At 52.3% G+C, this 22,672-nt stretch carries 17 protein-coding genes; 6 read left to right on the forward strand and 11 right to left on the reverse strand.

Features of this window, described 5'->3' with window-relative positions; all coding sequences use genetic code 11:
• Positions 1-33 precede the first annotated feature (33 nt).
• Positions 34-1,452: a PLP-dependent aminotransferase family protein gene (locus WBL83_RS20460; RefSeq protein ID WP_424590847.1), complete on the reverse strand. Its 1,419-nt coding sequence runs from the start codon at positions 1,450-1,452 to the stop codon at positions 34-36.
• A gap of 177 nt (positions 1,453-1,629) precedes the next feature.
• Between WBL83_RS20460 and WBL83_RS20465 the strand changes: the two genes are divergently transcribed.
• Entirely contained in the window at positions 1,630-1,803 is a 174-nt protein-coding gene (locus WBL83_RS20465) for a DUF1127 domain-containing protein (RefSeq protein WP_424590848.1), read from the forward strand.
• Between the two features lie 92 nt (positions 1,804-1,895).
• Positions 1,896-2,423 carry a GNAT family N-acetyltransferase gene (locus tag WBL83_RS20470; RefSeq protein ID WP_424590849.1) on the forward strand — a complete coding sequence of 176 codons (528 nt, stop codon included), beginning with the start codon at positions 1,896-1,898 and terminating at the stop codon, positions 2,421-2,423.
• A gap of 185 nt (positions 2,424-2,608) precedes the next feature.
• Here the strand turns inward: WBL83_RS20470 and WBL83_RS20475 are convergent, their stop codons facing one another.
• On the reverse strand, positions 2,609-3,367 hold the full coding sequence (locus tag WBL83_RS20475) for an SDR family NAD(P)-dependent oxidoreductase (RefSeq protein ID WP_424590850.1): 759 nt from the start codon (positions 3,365-3,367) through the stop codon (positions 2,609-2,611).
• A 119-nt stretch (positions 3,368-3,486) separates the two neighbouring features.
• Here WBL83_RS20475 and WBL83_RS20480 point away from each other — a divergent pair, with 119 nt between their 5' ends.
• The 3 genes from WBL83_RS20480 (at position 3,487) to WBL83_RS20490 (ending at position 7,156) form a co-directional block, all read left to right on the forward strand.
• Positions 3,487-4,386 (forward strand): LysR family transcriptional regulator, encoded by a 900-nt coding sequence (locus WBL83_RS20480; protein ID WP_424590851.1) that lies wholly within the window; start codon positions 3,487-3,489, stop codon positions 4,384-4,386.
• Positions 4,387-4,441: 55 nt separating this feature from the next.
• On the forward strand, positions 4,442-5,509 hold the full coding sequence (gene yhjD, locus WBL83_RS20485) for an inner membrane protein YhjD (RefSeq protein WP_424590852.1): 1,068 nt from the start codon (positions 4,442-4,444) through the stop codon (positions 5,507-5,509).
• Positions 5,510-5,830: 321 nt separating this feature from the next.
• Entirely contained in the window at positions 5,831-7,156 is a 1,326-nt protein-coding gene (locus WBL83_RS20490) for an MFS transporter (protein ID WP_424590853.1), read from the forward strand.
• A gap of 139 nt (positions 7,157-7,295) precedes the next feature.
• Here the strand turns inward: WBL83_RS20490 and WBL83_RS20495 are convergent, their stop codons facing one another.
• Together WBL83_RS20495 and pdeH are read right to left on the reverse strand one after the other, a co-directional pair.
• Entirely contained in the window at positions 7,296-9,362 is a 2,067-nt protein-coding gene (locus WBL83_RS20495; protein WP_424590854.1) for an AsmA family protein, read from the reverse strand.
• A gap of 65 nt (positions 9,363-9,427) precedes the next feature.
• On the reverse strand, positions 9,428-10,201 hold the full coding sequence (pdeH, locus tag WBL83_RS20500) for a cyclic-guanylate-specific phosphodiesterase (RefSeq protein ID WP_424590905.1): 774 nt from the start codon (positions 10,199-10,201) through the stop codon (positions 9,428-9,430).
• Positions 10,202-10,433: 232 nt separating this feature from the next.
• Here pdeH and WBL83_RS20505 point away from each other — a divergent pair, with 232 nt between their 5' ends.
• Positions 10,434-11,366 carry a sugar kinase gene (locus WBL83_RS20505; RefSeq protein ID WP_424590855.1) on the forward strand — a complete coding sequence of 311 codons (933 nt, stop codon included), beginning with the start codon at positions 10,434-10,436 and terminating at the stop codon, positions 11,364-11,366.
• 164 nt (positions 11,367-11,530) lie between these two features.
• Here WBL83_RS20505 and WBL83_RS20510 read toward each other — a convergent pair whose 3' ends face one another.
• The 7 genes from WBL83_RS20510 to WBL83_RS20540 form a co-directional block, all read right to left on the reverse strand.
• On the reverse strand, positions 11,531-13,015 hold the full coding sequence (locus WBL83_RS20510; RefSeq protein ID WP_424590856.1) for a M16 family metallopeptidase: 1,485 nt from the start codon (positions 13,013-13,015) through the stop codon (positions 11,531-11,533).
• A 216-nt stretch (positions 13,016-13,231) separates the two neighbouring features.
• Positions 13,232-14,518 carry a dicarboxylate/amino acid:cation symporter gene (locus tag WBL83_RS20515; RefSeq protein ID WP_424590857.1) on the reverse strand — a complete coding sequence of 429 codons (1,287 nt, stop codon included), beginning with the start codon at positions 14,516-14,518 and terminating at the stop codon, positions 13,232-13,234.
• A 175-nt stretch (positions 14,519-14,693) separates the two neighbouring features.
• Complete coding sequence (gene hmsP / locus WBL83_RS20520; protein ID WP_424590858.1) at positions 14,694-16,688, reverse strand: biofilm formation regulator HmsP; 1,995 nt, start codon at positions 16,686-16,688, stop codon at positions 14,694-14,696.
• 74 nt (positions 16,689-16,762) lie between these two features.
• The gene (locus tag WBL83_RS20525; RefSeq protein WP_424590859.1) at positions 16,763-17,119 is read right to left on the reverse strand and encodes an endonuclease domain-containing protein; all 357 of its coding nucleotides are present in this window, start codon (positions 17,117-17,119) and stop codon (positions 16,763-16,765) included.
• Positions 17,120-17,325: 206 nt separating this feature from the next.
• Positions 17,326-18,321, reverse strand: a complete 996-nt coding sequence (locus tag WBL83_RS20530; protein ID WP_424590860.1) for a glycosyl hydrolase family 8 — start codon at positions 18,319-18,321, stop codon at positions 17,326-17,328.
• A gap of 9 nt (positions 18,322-18,330) precedes the next feature.
• Positions 18,331-18,798, reverse strand: a complete 468-nt coding sequence (gene bcsD / locus WBL83_RS20535; RefSeq protein ID WP_424590861.1) for a cellulose biosynthesis protein BcsD — start codon at positions 18,796-18,798, stop codon at positions 18,331-18,333.
• Positions 18,799-18,800: 2 nt separating this feature from the next.
• Positions 18,801-22,670: a cellulose synthase subunit BcsC-related outer membrane protein gene (locus WBL83_RS20540; protein WP_424590862.1), complete on the reverse strand. Its 3,870-nt coding sequence runs from the start codon at positions 22,668-22,670 to the stop codon at positions 18,801-18,803.
• Positions 22,671-22,672 lie beyond the last annotated feature (2 nt).

The following is a 22,672-nucleotide window of genomic DNA, read 5'->3' on the forward strand; positions in this document are numbered from 1 at the left end:
AATGGAATCTATGGCAGTAAAAGACCAGGAAAATTAACCGTTTTCAAAAACATCGCTGATCACCTCGCCCAATTTTCGCAGCGCGGTTTCGGTCTCATCGTTGAATGGCAGCGCGTAATTCAGGCGCATACAGTTGCGATATTTCCCGGAAGCAGAAAGCAATGACCCCACCGCAATGCGAATATTGTGCTCACGCAGCGTTTCAATAATCGGCACGATATCAATGTGTTCCGGTAGCTCTATCCACATCAGGAAACCGCCTTGCGGGCGAGAAACACAGATACCGCACGGGAAATAGTGGCGTACCCAGCAGGTGAAAATATCGAGGTTGCGTTGATAGTGTTGGCGCATACGCCGCAGATGGCGATGGTAATGGCCGTTACGCACAAATTCAGCGACCGCCATTTGCGTAAAGGTCGTAGTGCTGCCGGTCACGATATATTTCATATGCATCGCGCGGTCAAAATAGCGCCCCGGCACAATCCAGCCGACACGCAGACCCGGCGCTAGTGTTTTGGAAAATGAACTACACAGCACCACACGCCCATCCACATCGAGCGATTTTATTGTCATCGGACGCGGATATTCATACGCCAGCTCGCCATAAACATCATCTTCAATGATGGCGATATCAAAGCGTTGCGCCAGATTCAGCACCGCTTTTTTACGTGCATCGGGCATGATAAACCCGAGTGGATTGTTGCACGTAGGAACCAAAATCACCGCTTTGATTGGCCACTGTTCCAGCGCCAGCTCCAGCGCCTCAACACTGATCCCCGTTTCAGAATCCGTTGGTATTTCAATCACTTTAATGCCAAATGCACGCAGCATTTGCATGGTACCGTGGAAACAAGGTGACTCAACCGCCACAATATCTCCCGCCTCACACACCGCGCGAATCGCAATCGACAGGGCTTCATGGCAACCGGTGGTGATCACAATGTCGTCCGGCGTGACAACACAACCGCTATCGAGCATCAGGCGGGCAATTTGTTCACGCAGAACGCCCTTACCGTTAATACAGTCATAGCCTAAAACTTCGGCTTCCTGATATTGGACAATGCGGCCCATTTCACGCCACAACGGTTTAATCGTTGAATGGGTCACATCCGGGAATCCGCTGCCAAACGCGATGCTACCGGCATCTTCCCTGCCAGTGAGTTGTTCAAGAACCGCATCCCATTGCGTAATTTCTACCGGACGTTGCGCAGGACGAGTCAGCGCTGGCACGGGCGGCAGTGATTTGCGTGGCGTAACAAAATAGCCGGAGCGGGGCTGCGGGGAAATAAGCTGGCGGTCTTCAAGAATATGATAGGCCTGCTGTACGGTGCTGATACTGACGCCGTGTTCGCTACTCAGGTTGCGCACCGATGGCAGGCGTTCCCCACTGCGATACAACCCTTGTTCAATGCGTTCTGCCAGCAAAGTGGCAAGATGTTGGTAGCGCGTCATGCTGTATCCTCTCATTTCACCATACAGACGGAAAAACCAGTACAGAATGGCGAAGAAAGTCCCATTCAGATCTTGTTTTAGCGCGTCTGTATGTTAAATAAAAGTTATATTTGCGTCTGCCTGCGATCTGTATGGTGGCGCATGATTGTTCCCATCAACACGATGAGGAGCAACACCATGGGCTTTGAAGAAAACAGACCACGTCGGCCTTTTTATGGCTTCGTGATGATCTACCACTATTTCCGCCAACGCTGGTTGCAACATCAGACGGCACGCGTACTAAAAGGGCTCAATAAGGAACAATTACGCGATATTGGACTGACGACGGATGATATATCACGCTGGAATTAACCTTATATAACGGCGCAATTTTCTGGCGCCGTTATTTTTTTGCTGATATGAATTAAACACCTGCAAATAATAAAAATCGTGGACTAAAAGCTATGTTTCCACTCGTGACTTCCAGACTCAATTTAACGCAAATCACCGAGCAAGAATGGCCATTATTCTTGCGCTTGCAACAAGACCCCGACGTTATGCGTTATGTTTCTGATAATCGACAGGAAGCTGAGATTCGCCAGATTTTTAATGCTCGCCTGGTGCGCTGGGAAATTCACAGCCGCCACTGGCTTTGCCTTGTTATGCGCGATAAACCCAACGGCGTGCCGATTGGTTTCACCGGTTTTGTGCGTAGCGATGACGATATGGCGGAAGTGGGCTTTATTCTTGATCCTGCGTTTCACGGGCAAGGTTACGGGTATGAATCGCTTAATGCGGTATGCAAATTTGCGTTCGAAAAGTGCAGTATGCGCAGGCTGACCGCGACTGTCACCGTCGGGAATATCGGTTCCAAAAAGACGCTGGAAAAGGTGGGTTTTAAGCAGGAAGGCGTTCTGCGAGAAAACTATTTTCTGGGAGACGTCTGGCAAGACGACTGGATTTTCGGCTTGCTGCGCAAAGAATTTAAATAAAACACGGTGGATGACGCTGACGCTTATCCACCCTACGATAACGGTGTTGTAGGTCGGATAAGCGTTAGCGTCATCCGACAATGTTCACAGTGTTGTAGGTCGGATAAGCGCAGCGTCATCCGACAATGTTCACAGTTGTAGGTCGGATAAGCGTTAGCGTCATCCGGCATCGCCCCAGACTGTGCTTACAAAAACATTCCGCCTGACACTTCAATACGCTGCGCATTCATCCAGCCACTTTCATCACTCAGTAGAACCGCAATCGCATTACCAATGTCATCAGGTTGCCCAACACGTCCCAACGCGGTTTGTGCAGCGATGGCATTGGCAACTTGTTCATTGTCACGCACAACACCGCCGCCAAAATCGGTCGCAATCGCACCCGGTGCGATGATATTGACCGATATCCCCCGAGCACCCAGCTCTTTGGCCTGGTATTTAGTCAGCACTTCCATCGCCCCTTTCATCGCGGCATAAGCCGCTTTCCCCGGCAGCGCAAAACGCGTCAGCCCGGTAGAAACGTTGAGGATGCGCCCGCCATTTTTAATCAGCGGCAGCAGCTGTTGGGTCAGGAAAAAAGGCCCTTTCAAATGGATGTTCATTAAATCATCAAACTGCGCTTCTGTTGTTTTTTCGAACAGCGCATCGAGACCCGTACCCGCGTTGTTTAATAAATAATCAAACGAGTCGCGCTGCCAGACGTCATGCAGCTGTTGTTTCACTTCGCTAGCAAACGCCGGGAAGGTTGCACTTTCGGCGACATTCAAGTGAATTGCCACTGCTTTCACGCCTGTTAGCTCGATTTCACGTACAACATCCCGCGCTTCTTGTTGCTTGCTGTTGTAGGTCAGAATGATATTCACTCCGCGAGCCGCGAGCTTCAGAGCCGCGTTTTTACCTAATCCACGGCTGCCGCCGGTCACTAATGCGATTGTTTGGCTCATGTTTTACCCCTTCGATGACTGTTCGGTGATTGAGGGAAAGCTTATTAGCTGCTACAAAATCAATAAAGAGTGCCAAATGCGCATCACTGTTTCACTACCAACAACAATGCGGAAAAAAAGTGGATAAAATACAGGCAATGCAGCTATTCATTAGAGTGGCTGAACTGGAGAGTTTTTCTCGCGCCGCCGACACTCTGGGCCTTCCTAAAGGTAGCGTATCGCGCCAGATTCAGGCGCTAGAAGGCATGCTGGGAACAAGGTTATTGCATCGCACCACGCGGCGCGTGCAATTGACGCAAGACGGCATGGTCTATTACGAACGCTGTCGCGATCTTTTAGCCAATCTTGATGAACTCGACGGGTTATTTCTGCAAGACCCAGGCAGCGTCAGTGGGCGCTTGCGGGTCGATATGCCGGTGGGGGTAGCCAAAAATCTGGTGATCCCCAGACTCCCCGCCTTTTTACAGCAGTACCCAGGCATTGAGCTGGAGTTAAGCAGCAGCGACCGCATGGTGGATGTGGTGCGTGAAGGGTTTGACTGCGTGGTGCGTGTTGGGCAACTCAAAGATTCAGGGCTGGTCGCACGTCCCTTAGGCAAACTGACCCTAATTAACTGCGCAAGTCCGGATTATCTGGCGCGTTTTGGCTATCCGGAAACCCTTGATGATCTGGCTTCTCACGCGGTGGTGCATTACGCGCTCAATCTCGGCAGCCGCCCGCAAGGCTTTGAAGTGTGGCTCGATAAAAATACGCGCTGGATAAAAACCGGTGGCGTTATTACCGTGAACAGCACCGAAACTTATCAGGCAGCGTGCCTGGCTGGGCTGGGGATTATTCAGGTGCCGCGCATCGGCGTGAAAGACTTACTTAAGAGCAAAAAACTGGTGGAGATCCTGCCGCAATACCGCGCCGAACCGATGCCTGTTTCGCTGCTTTATCCGCACCGACGCAACCTCTCCCGCCGCGTTCATTTGTTTATGGAATGGCTGACCGGGCTGGTTAAAGGCTATGTAGACTGACGACCAGGCTATAATTTCTTTACGAGCCAGCAAAACTAAAAGGATATCGCTGCTGATGACCCCACCGGAAAACGTCGAGAAACGTCCAACCGAACCGCTTGAATATGAGCCTGTCGCCAAATTTCAGACGGAGCCGAAGCCCGAAACAGTTGAGCCTGTGAAGCCAGATGAGTCGGAGCAGTTGTTAAATATCAAAACGAGCAACGAGACGGTTAATCATACGATTGCCAGTGTCAATAAAGCCGCGCAGCGCCCAATGGTGGCGCATCTTTTACGTGCTACCGAGCGGTTTAACGACCGCCTTGGTAATCAGTTTGGTGCAGCGATTACCTATTTTTCGTTTTTATCGCTGATCCCCATCATGATGGTGGCGTTCGCCGCAGGCGGTTTTATTCTCGCCTCGCACCCGACGCTATTGCAGGATATTTTCAACAAAATCCTTGAGAACGTCAGTGACCCGACGCTTGCGGCCACACTGAAAAACACCATTAACACCGCGATTCAACAACGCACCACGGTGGGTTTAGTGGGGCTGTTGATTGCGCTTTATTCCGGCATTAACTGGATGGGGAATTTACGCGAGGCGGTACGTGCCCAGTCGCGTGACCGATGGGAGCGCAACCCGAAGGATGAAGAAAAGTTCTGGATAAAATATCTGCGTGATTTTATCTCGTTGATTGGCCTGCTGATTGCACTGATTGTGACGCTTTCCATCACTTCGGTTGCAGGTTCAGCACAGACTATGTTGATCGGTCTGTTGCATTTAGACGGTATTGAATGGCTGAAACCTGTCTGGCATGTGGTCGGGTTAGCGATTTCTATTCTGGCTAACTATTTGCTGTTCTTCTGGATTTTCTGGCGCTTGCCGCGCCATCGCCCGCGCAAAAAAGCGCTGATTCGCGGCACGTTTATCGCCGCGATTGGCTTTGAAGTTATCAAAATCATCATGACTTACAGCCTGCCAAAACTGGTGAGTTCGCCTTCCGGTGCGGCGTTTGGTTCGGTTTTAGGTTTGATGGCGTTTTTCTATTTCTTCGCCCGCCTGACGCTGTTTTGTGCCGCGTGGATTGCCACCGCCGAGTACAAAGATGACCCGCGTATGCCGGGTAAAACGCAGAGGTGATCTTCAATCCGTAGGTCGGATAAGCCTGCGTCATCCGACACCTCACGGCGGATGACGCTGGCGCTTATCCGCCCTACGAGAACTTCACTTCACAATCCATTCAGCACATAAATCTAACCTGTAACTTTTATTTAACCTGAAACCAGTTTTATCATCTAATTTTTTAAAAATGAGAAGCACGACATGGATGCTTATTTTCTGGACTAAAAATTATCCTCTTAATGCTTATTTATCGCACAGCCTGCTCATCAGGCGTGCGTTGAAATGCGCCTTTTGCTGTGCGTAATATGGCCTTTCGTTCGATATAAATAAGAAAAAAATATGCAAGCCACCATCGCAAATCCAGTCAATACCGAAACTGACGTCACGCCCGTCAACTCACGCGGAAAAGTTGTCGTTGCCTCGCTTGTCGGCACCGCCATCGAATTCTTCGATTTCTATATTTACGCTACTGCGGCCGTGATTGTTTTCCCGCATATCTTCTTCCCGCAAGGTGACCCAACGGCGGCGACACTCCAGTCGCTCGCCACGTTCGCCATTGCCTTTGTGGCACGCCCAATTGGCTCCGCACTGTTCGGCCATTTTGGTGACCGCGTCGGGCGCAAAGTAACCCTGGTGGCATCGCTGCTGACGATGGGTGTTTCAACCGTGTTGATTGGCCTGTTGCCGAGCTATGAAACTATCGGCGTATTAGCGCCAATGCTGCTGGCACTGGCTCGCTTCGGGCAGGGCCTCGGTCTGGGTGGTGAATGGGGCGGTGCTGCGTTGCTGGCGACCGAGAATGCGCCACCGCGTAAACGCGCGTTGTACGGTTCATTCCCGCAACTCGGCGCGCCAATCGGCTTCTTCTTTGCCAACGGCACCTTCCTGCTGCTTTCCTGGTTGCTGACTGACGAGCAATTTATGAGCTGGGGCTGGCGCGTACCGTTTATTCTGTCCGCAGTGCTGGTGATTATTGGCCTGTATGTGCGTGTTTCTCTGCATGAAACTCCGGTGTTCGCAAAAATCGCTAAAGCCGGCAAACAGGTTAAAGTCCCGCTCGGCACGCTGCTGACCAAACACCTGAAAGCGACTATCATCGGCACGTTTATCATGCTGGCCACCTACACACTGTTTTACATCATGACGGTCTATTCAATGACCTTCAGTACCGCCAAAGTACCGGTGGGTCTGGGCTTCTCCCGCAACGATGTGTTGTGGATGCTGATGATGGCGGTGATTGGTTTTGGCGTGATGGTGCCGATTGCCGGTTATCTGGCTGATAAGTTTGGTCGCCGTAAATGCATGATTGTTATCACCAGCCTGATGATTGTGTTTGCGTTAGCCGTATTCCAGCCGCTTCTGGGTTCAGGCAACCCGACGCTGGTGATGGCGTTCCTGCTTATTGGCTTAAGCCTGATGGGTTTGACCTTCGGCCCGATGGGCGCGTTGTTGCCAGAGTTGTTCCCAACGGAAGTGCGTTATACCGGTGCGTCGTTTTCCTACAACGTGGCGTCGATTTTGGGCGCGTCAGTTGCGCCATATATCGCAACCTGGTTGCAGGCGAATTACGGTCTGTTCTACGTTGGTTTGTATCTGGCGGCGATGTCAGCGATTACGCTGGTTGCGCTGTTGGTGTCTAAAGAGACACGTCATTTGTCGCTTTAGAACAGTGCAAATGGTGGATGACGCTAAACGCTTATCCACCCTACAAAGTCTGTAACCTATGTGCCCGGTTTGTACCCTGCGCTTATCCACCCTACTACGGCATTTGTAGGTCGGATAAGCGCAGCGTCATCCGACACTGTTACTTCTTCATCTGCCCTAAAATATTCCGACACTGATTTTGCTCCCCTTCAGAAGGTGAAATCAGCGCCAGTAACGCGGCGGCCGGTGTCACAAGGGTCGCCAGCGCTGCGGCAACCGCACCACGGGCAATCAGTGGTCCAGGTTTCACGCCAGCATCCGGGTTTTTAAACGTCCCGCGCACATAAAGTGGCGAGCGTAGCGTCAGAATACGCACCCCTTTGCTTTCCGGGTTGATGGTTAAATCGAGACGTTCGTTAGCAAAATTAGTGGTGCCGGTGACGTTAATCAGCGAGTTTTCCGTATCGAAGGCGAAAATACGTGGGGACGCTATCCCGTCGCGTAAATCCAGATTCGCCGCCGCACAGTTAATCCGCACTTCATCATCACCAAAGATTTGCCCAACGATGTAGTTCCCCACATTTAGACCGACGATTTCCATCAGGTTGCGGCTAATCAGCCCATCGTGCATCAGCAGCTTCAGGTTGCCATCGCTGCTTCCTAACAACTCTGCGATAGAATTCCCCCGGCCACGCAAATCTGCATCACCGTTCAGTTCACCGAGTGTTTTCTGCATCGATTCCACTTTCGGCATCAGCTGTTTGAGCTGCAAACGCCGCGCCTGAATATCCGCCTCTCCCAGCATCGGCTTCTTATTGCCTTGCAGGTGGATATTGGCGTTGATGGTGCCGCCCGCCATACCAAATTTCAGCGGCTCAAGGCGCAAGTCGGCATTTTTAAGGATCACATGGGTATTGAGGTTGCTAAGCGGCAGCGAGCCACTGTGTTCGATACGGCCCCCTTTAAAGCGCACGTCGGCATCCATCACATCCCATTTATCCGTTTCGAAACGGTCGTATGGCAGAACTTTGCCACTCGGCTGGACAGTTTTCTCGCCTTTGGCTTGCTCGGCTTGTTTGCTTTTCTGCGCGTCTTTGCCGGAATCCACACCAATTAACGGCCCTAAATCCGCCAGACGCAGCTGTTTAGATTCAAGATCGCCTTCCAGCTTCGGACGCGGCTTGCCCTGAGAAAACGTCAACGAACCATGAATATCGCTCTCGCCGATACGCCCGTTAAAGTTCTGATAGCGGAAGACTGACCCTTTTTCTGTGTCGATTTTTGCCAGTAAATGACCGTCAGTTTCAAAGGGAGGGGTATCCGGCAATAACACGCCGGTCAAATCGTAGAGATTTCCCAAAGAATCACCGGAGAATTTCAGTTGCAGATCCACGCCGCCCATTTTCATCGGGTCATTAACGGTACCAATGAACGCCACGCGTGAATTACCTGAATGCACATCAGCCTGCACCGGGAAGGCGGTTTCACCTTCGCTGCGCAGCGCTAACATGCCGCCAATTTTGCCAGTACCTTCAATCGGTTCGCCGTTATAGCGCCCACTGACCTTCAGGCCAAAGACATAATCTCCGGCTTTTGCGGCATCTTTACCTTTCGGTTTTTTCCCTTCAACCTCGCTAAACGGCAACGGCTTGCCGAGTGGATCGACGAGGATTTCCATCTCCGCTTTGGTGAGTTTGTCGTTTATAGCGATTCGGCCTTTATCGAACAAAATGTTGTCCATTTTGAATGACCAGGCAGATGGCGGCTGGTTGGGATCTTTTGGCTGGTCGCTGGCAAAGTTAAACGTCCAGTTATTGTTTTTTTCCGACAGGCGAATGATGCGCACATCGGGCTTTTCAAGCTTGATCCACGGGATATAAACCGTTTTGGTGAGCAAAAAGAGGGGGGCCAGCGTGGCATCCACACGCGGCAGATGCACCATAGTCACTTCTGGGATGTCGGGCGGGTTGCCGAGAATAATATCTTCTGCATGAACATGTGGCCATGGCACCCAACTGCGCCAGCCGGTCTCTTCTTTGTTACGTTCCCATACCACGCCTAAATCGCCACGAATGGCGAATGGACGGTTAAGCTCTGTCGAGACTTTTTGGTTGATGGTCGGTTTGAGCCGATTCCAGTCAAACGTCGCAATCACAATGATTGCCACCACAACCAACAACAATAAACCCCCGACGATACCGCTGGCGACTTTTCCAGTTTTAGTCATGCCTTTTACCTTCTCCTGATGTGGCTCGCATTAACTAAAGATAGTTGAGCGTAACCAATCCGGCATCAGGAGAGGCGAGTCAGGACACTTTCTAACTGTTCAAACGGGAACGGACGGGAGAGAAAATAGCCTTGCGCCGCAAACGCCGGGGAGTTTTGCACATCACGCCATTCATCTTCGGTTTCCACACCTTCGACGATGACGCCTTTGCAATAGCGATTCATCAGTTGCAGCAACATGGTGAATAAATTGCGGCCTTCTTCGCTGGTACGCAGCATGATAAACAGGTCACGCGCGACTTTGATGTAGTCGTAGTGCATCTCACTTAATGCCGAAAAGTTGGCGACGCCCGTACCGAAATCATCCAGCCACAGCGGGCCAAATTCATTCATTCCCGCAAGCGTCACCGCTTGTGGTTGGGTGATGTGTTCAACCAGTTCAAAGCGTACCCACGGCATTTTGTTGATCAGTGCCAGTATCGGCTGATGGTTTTTCATCGCCACAAGCGTAGGGCCATCGACATTTACGGACGCTAAAATGCCATAACCGAGGAAAATGGACTCCCAACTGTGCAGCAAGTTGAGTTGCTCTTCGATAACCATCAATCGTGTGCGGCTGGAGATAGATGCAAAGTAGCGATCGGGTGGAATACGGACTTCGGGTTCATCCACGTGCGTGACCACCGTCAGTAGCTCTATCGCCATCAATCGACCGTCGATTTTATAGATCGGCTGGAAGGTGTACTGCCGCTGGCACTGCAACCAGAATCGCCGTTCCTGCAAACTTTCGACACTCGCCTCAAGCGTATTCAGCCGGTGAGTGATCTGCTTAAACTTCATCATGTACGTCCTGTTTACCTTGATAACTCGGGTGGCCCATCGACAAGTTATCGGCGTAGCGCATGAGAACTTTATGTTCGCTTTGAGTACAACATCAATGAAAGAGAGTTCGTTCACATTGGCAATAAACTGCCTTAGCTCAAAGTTTTCCGAAACAACGTTTTAAATTGTTTGACTCGTTTTTGGCCGACCAGCAAACTAACGTTAATTTCATTAATTCAGGTTTACTGCTATGCCAACGCGCAAAATCGCCGTCATCGGTGAATGTATGATTGAACTGTCGCAAAAAGGTGCGGAAGTTAGCCGCGGCTTTGGTGGCGACACCCTTAACACCTCTGTTTACATCGCTCGTCAGGTTGATGCTGACGCGCTGGAAGTCCATTACGTTACGGCGTTGGGCGAAGATAACTTCAGCCAACAAATGCTCGACGCATGGCAGCAAGAAAACGTACACACCGAACTGACACAGCGCCTGGAACACCGTTTACCGGGTCTGTATTACATCGAAACTGACTCGACTGGCGAGCGTACTTTCTACTACTGGCGCAACGAAGCCGCAGCCCGTTTCTGGCTGGAGAGCGAGCAAGCGCAAGCCATCTGTGCAGAACTGGCTCAGTTCGACTATCTGTACCTGAGCGGGATTAGCCTCGCTATCCTCAATGCCGCGAGCCGTGAAAAGCTGATGGCGTTGCTGACTCAGTGCCGCGCGAACGGCTGCAAAGTTATCTTCGATAACAACTATCGTCCGCGTCTGTGGGCAAGCCGTGAAGAGACTCAGCAGGTTTACCAGCAGATGCTGGCCTGCACCGACATCGCGTTCCTGACGCTGGATGACGAAGACCTGCTGTGGGGCGAGAAGCCAGTTGAAGAAGTGATTCACCGTACTCAGGCGGCTGGCGTGCGTGAAGTGGTTATCAAGCGTGGCGCAGATTCTTGCCTGGTGGCGATTCAGGGTGAAACGACATTAGAAGTGCCAGCAGTAAAACTGCCGAAAGAAAAAGTTATCGATACCACGGCGGCAGGTGACTCTTTCAGCGCAGGTTATCTGGCAGTGCGTTTAACTGGCGGAAGTGCTGAAGAAGCGGCAAAACGTGGACATTTGACCGCGAGCACCGTGATTCAGTATCGCGGCGCGATCATCCCGAAAGAAGCCATGCCCGCTTAAAACAACCCTCACCCCGACCCTCTCCCTGAGGGAGAGGGAGAAATCAATTCAATCCCCTCTTTTGAGGGAGAGGGAGAAACCGATTCAATCCCCTCTTCTGAGGGAGAGGGAGAAACCGATTCAATCCCCTCTCCTGAGGGAGAGGGTTAGGGTGAGGGCAAATATTACTGCGCTGGCGGAATATCCGACACGTCCTGCTTCGGTTCATCCGTTAACGGAAGCGCCTTAGACGGAACCATCACTTTATCCCACGTCGCTTGCAGATCCTTCATGTTGAACTCAGGTTCGCCTTTTGGCTGCAACAGCACTAATGCCATTTCTTGCGACAACTGCTGACGCAAATCCTGATTCAGCGAGCTTAAGGTCAGGCTGTTCAGGAAGTCGCCGCGCAGTTTCTGATACTGCTCCGGCGCGATATCTACCACCTGGTTTTGCAGCGAGCGCATACGCTGGCTAATCAACACATCGGTATCCGTACGCGCGTAAGTGGCGAATAGCTTGGCAAGTTCAGCTTTTTTCTGCGCCACCAGCCCATCAAACTCTGCCTGGGAAAGCCCTTTATCACGCACGTTCACCAGCTCTTTGCCGACGTTCGCCAGATTCGCGTTTAGCTTATCGTTTGGTGACTCAAGGTTAATGCCACACTGCGCACGCTGATACAGCACGCGGCAATCGAAGCTCAGATTGAGGTCTTTGGTGTTCTGCTTGCTAAGGTTCTGCTGCACATGCCAGAACAGCGCTTCACGGGCGAGGTCAGCACGCCAGTAACGCAGCAGCGCAGAGGATTCACGGATAGGCTGCCAGGAGTTGTCCCACATCAGTGAGAGGCGGTCCTGACTCACGCTATCAGTCATCAAACTCACGGGAACGCGCTTGAGAGGAGAAAGGGTCGCAACCGGTGCGGGAGTTTCACGTTTGCCGGTCAGCGCGCCAAACGTTTTGTTGATTTGATCGGCAACGCTTCGGCTGTCTACGTTACCGACGACAATCAACGTCATCGCGTCAGGGGTGTACCATTTCTTGTAGAACTGGCTCAGTTGTTCGTTATCAACTGGCTGTTTGAGATCTTCTGCCGGGTCATGGCCCAACAGCGTGGAACCTTGCAAGCGATAGCGCCACCAGTTGTCTTTGGTGTCCATCGGCCAGGTTGCCACCATATCCTGAGTTTGCAGCGCAACGTTCACCGTTTCTGGGGTGACAGACGTTTTACCGGTGCTTTCAGAAAGATAAACCAGCGCTTCTTTAAGCAAATCATTGCGGTTATTAGGCAGGCTGAGATTAAACAGCGTGAAGTCATAGGAGACAACCGCTGGAGGCAGAGGACGCTGCGGGTCCACACTTTGCTGCCAGAGTGAGCGTACCTGCAATGGCTGCAAGCTACCGCTTTGTGTAAGTGCCAGGCGAGGTAAGAAGTGGCTAAAGCCGCTCTGCTGGGTGGTCTCAGTCAATGAGCCCGTATTGACCAACAGACGAATTTCAATACGATCGCTTGGGCGTTGAGGTGTGGCCAGGACTTGCCATTGAAAACCATTGGCCAGCGTACCTTGCTGCCAGGCTGGATCGGGCTGTAGTGCTTCTGCCTGCACATTACTGGCGGCGGCGACCAACAGCAATCCGCCAGCTAAGAGTCGAATTTTGGTGCCCTGCATGTTAACCCCTGGAAAACAATCCTGATTAAAAAGTGTAATGGTGACAAAAGATTACGCAAAAAAGCCACCACGGTGACAATTCACCACTCCGTTTGACCGCATCTTCGCGAAAACGTCACTTTTAAAATGAAAAAAAACGCCAAAGAAGTTGGCTCAAGGGTCAATTATGCGCAGTAGCCCACAGCGAGGGCAAGTCGCTGTGGGCAATTGAGGGGATTAAGACGAGACTTCGCTCACTTTTTTCGCGGAATTTGGATTATTAAGCGTATCAACCAGCTGTTTCTCATCCAATTGTTTCACCCACTTAGCCACCACAACCGTCGCGACACCGTTACCCACCAGGTTAGTCAGCGCACGCGCTTCTGACATAAAGCGGTCGATACCGAGAATCAACGCCAGGCCCGCGACCGGTAAATGTCCCACCGCTGAAATGGTGGCTGCCAGCACGATGAAACCGCTTCCCGTGACACCCGCCGCCCCTTTAGAGGAGAGCAGCAACACCACCAGCAGTGTGATTTGATGGAAAATATCCATATGACTGTTGGTCGCCTGGGCGATAAACACCGCAGCCATGGTGAGATAAATCGATGTGCCATCGAGGTTAAACGAGTATCCGGTCGGGATAACCAGCCCGACAACTGATTTACGACAGCCGAGTTTCTCCATTTTATCGAGCATTCTTGGCAGCGCGGATTCAGATGAAGATGTGCCGAGCACGATCAGCAGCTCTTCTTTGATATAGCGGATAAATTTGAAGATGCTGAAACCCGTCATCCGGGCAATGGAACCCAGCACGACAACCACAAACAGAATACAGGTGATATAGAAGCAGATAATCAACTGGCCAAGCTGAACCAGCGACCCGACGCCATATTTACCAATGGTAAATGCCATGGCACCGAAAGCACCGATTGGCGCAAGGCGCATGATCATATTGATGATGCCGAAGATGACCTGCGAGAAGCTTTCAATGACGTTGAAAATCAGTTGGCCTTTGTGGCCCAGACGGTGCAACGCAAAACCAAACAGCACTGCAAACAGCAGCACCTGCAGGATATTGCCGCTGGCGAATGCGCCAATTACGCTACCCGGAATCACATCCAGTAAGAATGCGACCACGCCTTGCTGCTGTGCTTGTTCGGCATACATTGCCACGGCTTTCGCATCAAGCGTTGCCGGGTCAACGTTCATGCCAGCCCCTGGCTGGAGCAGGTTGACGACAATCAAGCCAATAATCAGCGCAACGGTGCTGACCACTTCGAAATAAAGCAACGCCACAGCACCCGTGCGGCCGACAGCTTTCATGCTTTCCATGCCCGCGATGCCCGTCACTACCGTACAGAAGATAACCGGCGCAATAATCATTTTAATCAGTTTAACGAACGCGTCGCCGAGCGGTTTCATCTGTGCGCCTATTTCCGGGTAAAAATGACCCAGCAGGATACCGACGGCGATCGCCGTGAGAACCTGGAAGTAGAGGCTTTTAAAGAGAGAGAGTTTCATAGCGTGTCCTTGAGAGGTAGAAATTCCGCAGTGCCGCAGGATTGGCCATTGGCCTGCGGCAGCAAAAATAACACCCACAAAAACACTCAAAAGTGACACAGCGCTGATTTGTAGACAAAATTGTTAAATAATTGAGCTGACTCGCGCCAGCCCAATAACATTTGCAACAACTAATTTACTGAGAAGCGGCGGATAAGTACTGCGCATCAAACTCTTTAAGAGTCAGTGCTCTGGAGAAAAGATAACCCTGGGCAAGGGTCACGCCCTCGTTTAACAGCCAGTCGCACTGCGCCTGATTTTCAACGCCTTCCGCCACCAGTTTCAGACCAAGTGTGTTCGCCATCCCGATAATCACGCCCGCCATGGCGTTGTCTTCCGGCAGGCCATCAACAAAGCTCTTATCGAGTTTCAGCACATCCACAGGCAGCGATTTCAGGTGATGTAAATGGCGCAGACTGGCATAACCCATACCAAAGTCATCCAGCGCAATTCGCACCCCCGCTTTGCGTAACGGACGCAAAATACTGACCGCTTTTTTCGGATCATCAATGTTATGACTTTCCGTGACCTCGAGAATTAACATCCCTGGCTGGATACGGTAGCGCGCCATCAACTCCAGCAATGACGAGCCCATTTCTTCGTGCAGTAATTGATGTGCGGAGACATTCACACATAACGGCATAGTGATGCCCTGGCTTTGCCAGCCAGCCAGCACGCGGCAGGATTCTTCAAGGATCCAGTTGCCAATCGTGAACATCAAACCGCAATCTTCGATACGTTCAATCAAGCCTTCCGGCAACGCCCAACTGCCATCTGGCTGCTTCATACGCAGTAACACTTCGGCGCTGACTACTTCCCGGGTACGCAAATTGACCTGCGGTTGCAGCCAAATCGCGAACTGATGATTGTCTAAAGCCGCCAGCAAATCATGTTCTTGCGTTAGATAGCGCTGCGCAATTTCCATCTGTTCAGGGTCAAAGAATTGAATCTGATTTTTGCCATGGCGACGGGCAGAAAACGCAGCGGAAACCGCACGGCGATACAACTGTTCGGCGCTCAGCCCACCGTGATACATCGCAATTCCGATGCTGGCAGTCGGTTTGAGAGAAATGGTCTGAAGCGGCAGTTTCTCGTTGAATACTGCGATAATCTGCTTCGCCAACGCCATCGCCTGCCATGCATCCTGAATGCCATGAGCAATAATGCCGAAGTCGTTGCCACTGAGCTGGGCCAACACCATATTCGGCGGCAGGACACCTTTGATTTTCTCGACCAGCGTCAGCAGCAGCATTTCGCGCTGCTCTTCGTTAAGCACGCCGGCGCTGTCTTGCAAAGTCTCGCTGGCAATCACGATCAACGCGTTCTTGTTATCGCTGGCGGTCAGCTGCTCCAGCAAAGCGAGTAACAGCGCTTTATTGGGCAACTCAGTCAGAGTATTTCGGGTGCTCATCGCACTCATTTCGTCATGCATCCGCAGCGACATTTGTTGGTTGCGGTTATAGCTGCGCACCAGCATGCCTATCTCATCATCGTGATGAAGAGGAGGCAGACTGAGTTGATGAGTCGCCGCGTCATGCGGGCTGAGGCTGTCGAGTTCACGGGCGATTTTTCGCAGAGGGTGAACAATTAAACGGTTAATCGACCAGCTAATCGCTACTGATAAAATCAGCGCCAGCAGCAGATACGTCGTCAGTAAGGTCGAAATCGTACTAATGATGAATTTATACATCCGCCACGAGTCCGCTTGCAGCACCAGATAAGCCAGCGGCTGCGGATTGGCCGGGCGCTCCAGTGAATACAGCGGTAAGGAAATCTGCACCGGAAGTTCAAACAGGCGCGCAATCCACACAGGGATCGTGCGTTCCGGGGTAAATCGCTGGCGTAACGCCTGGAATTGGTTCGGCAGAACGACATCCGCCCGGCTGATAATCCCGGAAGGTTGAATTTGGTTCAGGATGGATTCTGCCTGAGGAATATCGGCCCGCAGGATAGCTTCAGACAGCGGAATACGCACCGAATGGGCGATTTTCTCCATCTGGCTGGCTGTGTCGTAGCGGCTTTGCTGCACAAAGTGAAAAAGCTGAACCACAATAAAAATGAAAATAAACAGCAAAGCGACGGCTGACACCATCGCCATTTGTTTAATCGTTAATGAACGACTGACTCGCAAACTTACACTCCGCAATGACTGGGCTTACTGAACTTGCTCTTATGCAGGCTGAGTATACTTCATTGTGGTGGATTTTAGGCTTGAGAAACCGAAACTGCCGCGAGCGTATCCAGAATAAGAGTGAGTACGTCGTCGGTATTATGCGTGAACTCGTTATTCCAAAAGCGCAGTACCCGCCAGCCTCTTAGCTCCAGCCATAATGTCCGGCTCTCATCGTAACGATGACTTTCGCTGTGCTGCCCGCCGTCCAGTTCGATAATGACTTTGGGTCGTAAGCAGGCGAAGTCGACAATAAACGGACCGACAGGATGCTGGCGCCTGAATTTGTAATTGGAAAAATGTCTGTTTCTTAGCAGCCGCCACAGCAATTGTTCCTGGGGCGTCATGGTTTGGCGCAATGTTTTAACGTAGGTTTTGGTTTTTTTATTCATTGCGGGATGCTGGCGGTTTTTTGGGGTTTTGTCAGATTGCGCGAGGAATTTTGGAAAGTGCCTCGAGAAAACAACCCTCATCCCGGCCTTCTCCCTGAGGGAGAAGGAGCTAAAAATCCCCTCTCCTGGGGAGGTACGGGGAGAAACGGTTTATTCCCTCTCCTGGGGGAGAGGGCCAGGGTGAGGGCGTCCCGCACCAACAATAATCACCTTACCGACAACGCCACCAGCATCTTCAAACTCGCCGAGTAGTAATCCTCTTGCGCAGTGATTTGCGGGTTCGCCACATTCGCAGGCTGGAGCACTAAATCACGCACCGCCAGTAACCCGCCGTCCATCATGTACGGCGCGGTATCCCCCGTGGTGACATTCACCCACGCTGGAGTTTGCAAGCGACCGTAGCGCCCCCACCAGGTTTTATAGACCTGCAACTCAGGGCTGCTGTGATTAAACCAGTAGACGTACAGCGGAACGCGGATCGCATCGTAACTAAAACGCGCCGGCCACTCTTTTGCTGGAACGGTACGGCCATCGGAATAGAGCGACACCCAGTCAGACGGAAGCTGCGGGCTGCCAAAGTGCATTTTCCCCAGTAACTTCTGCCCGTCATTAATCAAATCTCGCCACACCGTTAAATGGCTGCGGTTCGCGAAATCCTGCCAGGCCGGAAAGATAAAATAGGAAGGGTTGAGATTCACGTAGCTGTTGAGGTTAAAACCTTTTGCTCCAGGCAACATCACCTGCATACCCGCAAAACGCACCACGTTATGCGCCACCAGCGCCTTCGTGATGGCATCGGACTCTTTGAGATAATCCGGGTTCTGCCACTTGTTGCCCGCTTTTAATAGCGCCCAGGCGATAAAGGTATCGCCATCGACGGCATTGTTTTTATCGGTGATCGGCTGAGCTTCAACCGGGTTATATCGCCAATAGAACAGACCGTTTTCAGGGTTTTTCAGGGTTTTTCGCGTCCAGTTCCACATCTTATCAAAACTGGCGCGGTCATCATTGCTCACTGCCATCATCATGGCAAAGCCCTGTCCTTCGGTATGGCTGACGTTTTTATTCCCGGTGTCGACAATGCGACCATCAGGCATTAAGAAACGAGATTTATAGCTGTCCCATGCCGTGTCAGCCAGCGCTTGCTGGCTGAAAATCAAGGCAACCATTGCCACTATCAGCGTTTTGCATCGCTGCAACATCAAAGCACCTCATCGACTATTTTGATATCGAAAGTGTACCACTGTTGCTGACGGTGAAGACTCGCGCCACAGCGACACATGCGGTTTACCGCCCTGATCGCGTAACCAACGGGCGTATACTCCTTCCAGAACGGCACTGAAGGCATTATTCCAGGAAACCTGCTGCGCTTCGTCTGCGGGAACAGGCAAAGCCATGTGGCGAATAAGCATCGCGTTTTCACTGGCTTCGATATCAATATAGCCCCAGTTGAAACGGGCGAGCTGAACATTTATCTGTGATTCGAGTTCGCCCACAGTTCGCGCTAATGCCAACGGGTGACGCTCGGCCAGCGTCTCACCCATTTGTATCAGAAACGGACGGCTTTCCGCCTCGCCGGCATTCGCCACCATGCTATCAATCATGATGTGGAGCAAAGAGAACCAGCCGGGTTGTGTCTGCTGATTCTGAAAGTACTGCAACAACTGCGCGTCATTCATGATTAATTATTCCCCAGCAGGTAACGGAAGTAGAGTTGCGCGGTACTTTCGTTGTAATCACCAAAGGTGTCATAGCCGACCTGTCCACCTATCCGCATGTCTTTATTAACTTTGTAATCAGCACCCGCACGCAGGTTATAGCCCATGCCGTTTTTGCTACTGCCGCCGTACCACGCCTCTTTAGCGAAGCCGTTGGCGACATAGTTTTCCAGTTGCGCTTGCATCGCTGCATCGGTCGGGAAGTACGGGCTTTCATCCTGGCTATAGGACTGATAACCCAATGAAGCGCCAACCGACATATCCCAGTTATCAAACTTCTGCGTGTAATCCACCGGGAAGGAGACGCTGATGTAATCTTGCGGGCTAAAGTAGCCACCCTGCCCATAGCTGAAATAGCTGAGGTTTTTCGAGAAGTCCATGTAACTCATGCTGATACCGGTTTTCAGTTCGCGGTCATCAGCACGGTATGGGCGAAGATAAACGCCTGCGTTACCGGTGACACTGCCGTTACTCGGCACGTTTTCACCAATGTAGTTATACAGCCCCACACCCGCGTAGAAACCGGCATCACCGTTGTCGTAGCTCAGTTGTGCGTTACCGCCGTTTTTCGTCACCTGGCCCCATTTCTTCCCGCTGTATTTGTCTTCTACACCAACGTAAGAGAGCAGGCTGTCGACCACGGCACGACGTTCACCCGTTAACACGAGCTTCAGATAATCGGTCAGTTGTGGCGACCACTGCACGCCACCGACAACGGTATTCAAATCCTGGCCTAACGGTGTCGAGCCGACGTCCAGCTTGTACTGCTCGCCCGTTAATGCCATCGCGACTTCCACGCCCGCAGCGCTTTGTGAGCCTTGCGAAGGCACGGTTATCTTGTCGATATTCGGCAGTTCCGGCGGTGTGGTCGTTGAGGCGTTATATATCTCCTCGGCAACCTGCCCCTGAATCAGGGCGCCCGTACCAAAACGGCGGCTGGTTTCGTCCGAGGAACTCCCGGCGTTCAGGCTTATCGGTGTGACGTTGAGATCTAAACGTGAGTCGCCAAACGGAACGGTTGACCATTGCAGTGGAGCTTTGATTTCAGTGAGTTCACTCAGGCCACTTTCGCCATCACGACCACGCATCGCCACAGCCCCTCGCGCCCAGGTCGCGGTTTTATCGGTCAACTGCTCCATCATGTTATCCACCTGGCGCAGCGTTCCCGCCTGCGGCGATTCAACCGGCAGATCGGTACGCGTGGTGCCCGGAGGTGCTGTTTGCGGATTTCGCGCCAGTTGGGCGACTTGCCACGGCATCGCATCGCCATACAGCGAGTTGGACGCCGTTTGCTGACTTTGCGGAGCGACGGTGTTTTTCGGGGTAAACGGATTATCCGCCAACGCCAGGCCGCCAAGGGTCGGTGCCGTGTCGCCACTGGTTCCTTGCAGGCCGACGAGTTTCCCTCGTGCGGTACGCAAATAGCTCATCGCCTGCTGGTGATTGCCATCGGCTTCGGCGACGCGCGCCAGTAACAGCAAGCGTTCTGGGGTTTCATCGTGACGTAATCCCGCCGACAACTGTTTGGCTTTCTCAACATCTCTGCTGGCGAGTGCGATATCAATTGCACCGGTGCGGGCATCCTGTTGCGGCGTGTCACGCGTCATCAGGTAGTCGTAAACCACGCCCGCTTCTTTGTTCATTTTTCCGGACTGATACAGACGCGCCATGGCAAACATCAGGTCGGTGTTTTGTGGGTCGCTCTGCATTGCACGGATAAGCTTGTCATACGCCGCCGCATAATTGCCCTGAGTACGCAGCTGATCAACTTCGTTGATCACATAACCATTGCGGATACTGGCCATTTGCGTTGGTGTGCTGCGCGACTGCAATTCTGGATTCGCAAGGAACGCCTGCGCTTCACGCCCGAGGCCAGCCTGGTTCAGCACGGCAATCTGGTCGCCGTAATCTCCGGCATTCCCCTGAACGCCACGACGCATGTTGTCGCGCACAATCGTCACAGCAGTAGTGACATCACCGGTTTGCGCCAGCATTTTCGCCAGTTTACCGGCGTCTGCCGGGCTTTGCGGTGGACGCATCGCCAGTGCTTTTAAGGTGTTAGCCGCAGCGACTGTGTCGCCTTGTGCGAGGTAGCGTTCCGCGACGGACATTTGCAGGTTGTAGTTCACACGCGCCGCCAGTGTGCGCATATCGCTGTTCTGGCTGGAGGCCGGAATGCGGGAAAGCAAAGTCTGCGATTGCTGCCAGGCGTTGTTTTCGCTGGCAAACAACGCGCCTGCATACAGTTCAGTATTGGAAGCGTTAGGCCGGAAAGACGCTGCCATCACGCTGCTGGCTTCGGCGGTGTTCCCCTGCTTCTGCAACTGACGCGCTAAATCAAGGCGCAACCATGGATCGGACGGGTAACGCGCCACGCCCTGCTGCAAAATAGCGATGGCTTGTTGTGGATTGCCATTTGCTGCGGCTTGCTGCGCCTGACGGCGAATCGGATCGGCAGGATTGCCGCCAGAAACACGCGGCTGCAATTTCGCCTGCAAGCTGGCGGGTAAAGTTTGCAGCATCGCCTGAGCTTCAGCGGTTTTGTTCTGCTCGCGTAACACGTAGTAGAGGTTTTCACGCGCCGTACCGTTATTCGGTTGCTCGGTCAGGATACCGCGCAAAGACTGCTCGGCGGCGGCGTAATCTTTGTTGTGGCGCTGAACATCAGCCCGGAACAATTTAGCCGAAATACCACGCTCGCCACTTTGTTGTGCCAGTGGCGCACTCAGCGCCAGCGCCTGGCTGATATTGCCTTGTTTGAACGCCGCCTGAGCGCTCGCCAGTTGCGCGTAAAAATCGGCGTCGTCGGCTTGCTGTTTGCGCTCGCCAGACTGATCGCCACCAAGACTCGCAGCACGATTCAGATATTGGGCCGCGGCAGTGTAGTCGCCCTTACGTTGTGCGATGTAGCCCATCCCGGCCAGCGCATCGGCGTCTTGCGGGTTGTCTTGCAGGACCTGTTCGAACTGTGTTTTTGCCACTTCGGTGTTGCCGCTATTCAGTGCGTTAAAACCTTCACCTTTCGCCGCACCACCAATGTTTTTCCGGTAGTGATCCTGGACCGCAGTATCTTTTGGATGGCGTTGCAGGAAGGTTTGATAATACTGTTCGTCACTGGCGGTTGGCCCGAGCCACAGCAGAGCCTGACGCAGTGATTTATCCGCATCCGAACTCCCGCTGGCCATATTTTGCAGGATATCGATCCCTTCACGACGCGTGCCTTCCTGGTAGGTCAGCACTTTGCCGAGCGCAATGCGCCCGCCGTTATCCTGAGGGTTTTGCGCGGCGAACTGGCGTAAACCGGCCACCGCTTGCGGATAGAGCGATTTATCCCCCGCCATGGTCAGATAATATTCTGGCGCAAGGCTCGGCGGTGGCTGGTCGCCATTAAACAAACTGCGCCAGGTAGCGAGGGCGGCGGGAATATTGCCGCTTCTGGCCTGCTGGCGCGCCAAATCCAGCTGTCCACGGGGGATTTGCTGAATTTGTTTGGCGTTATCCAGCGCCTGCAAATTGTTATCTTGCGGCGAAACTGACGCAAGGCGCTCGCGCCACTGGGCAGCACCTTTGATATCTCCGGCTTGCTGCGCCCATAACGCCATCAGGTACATCGCCTGGGTGTTATTGGCATCAACCATCAACACCTTTTGCAGCGCTTCTTTTGCCAGCTCGTCATGTGACTTTTCATGCCAGTAATTAGCCTGGTCAAATAACGCTTTTAACGCCGGATTATTATCCGCAGCCTGAGCGCCAAACGTCAGGCCGCCAAAGAAGCACAGAGTTAATAAGCGGCGGGCGGTTTTGTTTTTATGATTAATGTTTTTATCACTCATTG

The organism is Buttiauxella sp. (genome assembly GCF_049686335.1).
GTDB lineage: Bacteria > Pseudomonadota > Gammaproteobacteria > Enterobacterales > Enterobacteriaceae > Buttiauxella.

Excerpts from the sequence above, each read along its gene's own strand:
- WBL83_RS20460 (WP_424590847.1), bottom strand. The coding sequence starts at position 1,452 with ATGACGCGCTACCAACATCTTGCCACTTTGCTGGCAGAACGCATTGAA.
- WBL83_RS20465 (WP_424590848.1), top strand. The coding sequence starts at position 1,630 with ATGGGCTTTGAAGAAAACAGACCACGTCGGCCTTTTTATGGCTTCGTG.
- WBL83_RS20470 (WP_424590849.1), top strand. The coding sequence starts at position 1,896 with ATGTTTCCACTCGTGACTTCCAGACTCAATTTAACGCAAATCACCGAG.
- WBL83_RS20475 (WP_424590850.1), bottom strand. The coding sequence starts at position 3,367 with ATGAGCCAAACAATCGCATTAGTGACCGGCGGCAGCCGTGGATTAGGT.
- yhjD (WP_424590852.1), top strand. The coding sequence starts at position 4,442 with ATGACCCCACCGGAAAACGTCGAGAAACGTCCAACCGAACCGCTTGAA.
- WBL83_RS20490 (WP_424590853.1), top strand. The coding sequence starts at position 5,831 with ATGCAAGCCACCATCGCAAATCCAGTCAATACCGAAACTGACGTCACG.
- WBL83_RS20495 (WP_424590854.1), bottom strand. The coding sequence starts at position 9,362 with ATGACTAAAACTGGAAAAGTCGCCAGCGGTATCGTCGGGGGTTTATTG.
- pdeH (WP_424590905.1), bottom strand. The coding sequence starts at position 10,201 with ATGAAGTTTAAGCAGATCACTCACCGGCTGAATACGCTTGAGGCGAGT.
- WBL83_RS20505 (WP_424590855.1), top strand. The coding sequence starts at position 10,434 with ATGCCAACGCGCAAAATCGCCGTCATCGGTGAATGTATGATTGAACTG.
- WBL83_RS20510 (WP_424590856.1), bottom strand. The coding sequence starts at position 13,015 with ATGCAGGGCACCAAAATTCGACTCTTAGCTGGCGGATTGCTGTTGGTC.
- WBL83_RS20515 (WP_424590857.1), bottom strand. The coding sequence starts at position 14,518 with ATGAAACTCTCTCTCTTTAAAAGCCTCTACTTCCAGGTTCTCACGGCG.
- WBL83_RS20525 (WP_424590859.1), bottom strand. The coding sequence starts at position 17,119 with ATGAATAAAAAAACCAAAACCTACGTTAAAACATTGCGCCAAACCATG.
- WBL83_RS20530 (WP_424590860.1), bottom strand. The coding sequence starts at position 18,321 with ATGTTGCAGCGATGCAAAACGCTGATAGTGGCAATGGTTGCCTTGATT.
- bcsD (WP_424590861.1), bottom strand. The coding sequence starts at position 18,798 with ATGAATGACGCGCAGTTGTTGCAGTACTTTCAGAATCAGCAGACACAA.
- WBL83_RS20540 (WP_424590862.1), bottom strand. The coding sequence starts at position 22,670 with ATGAGTGATAAAAACATTAATCATAAAAACAAAACCGCCCGCCGCTTA.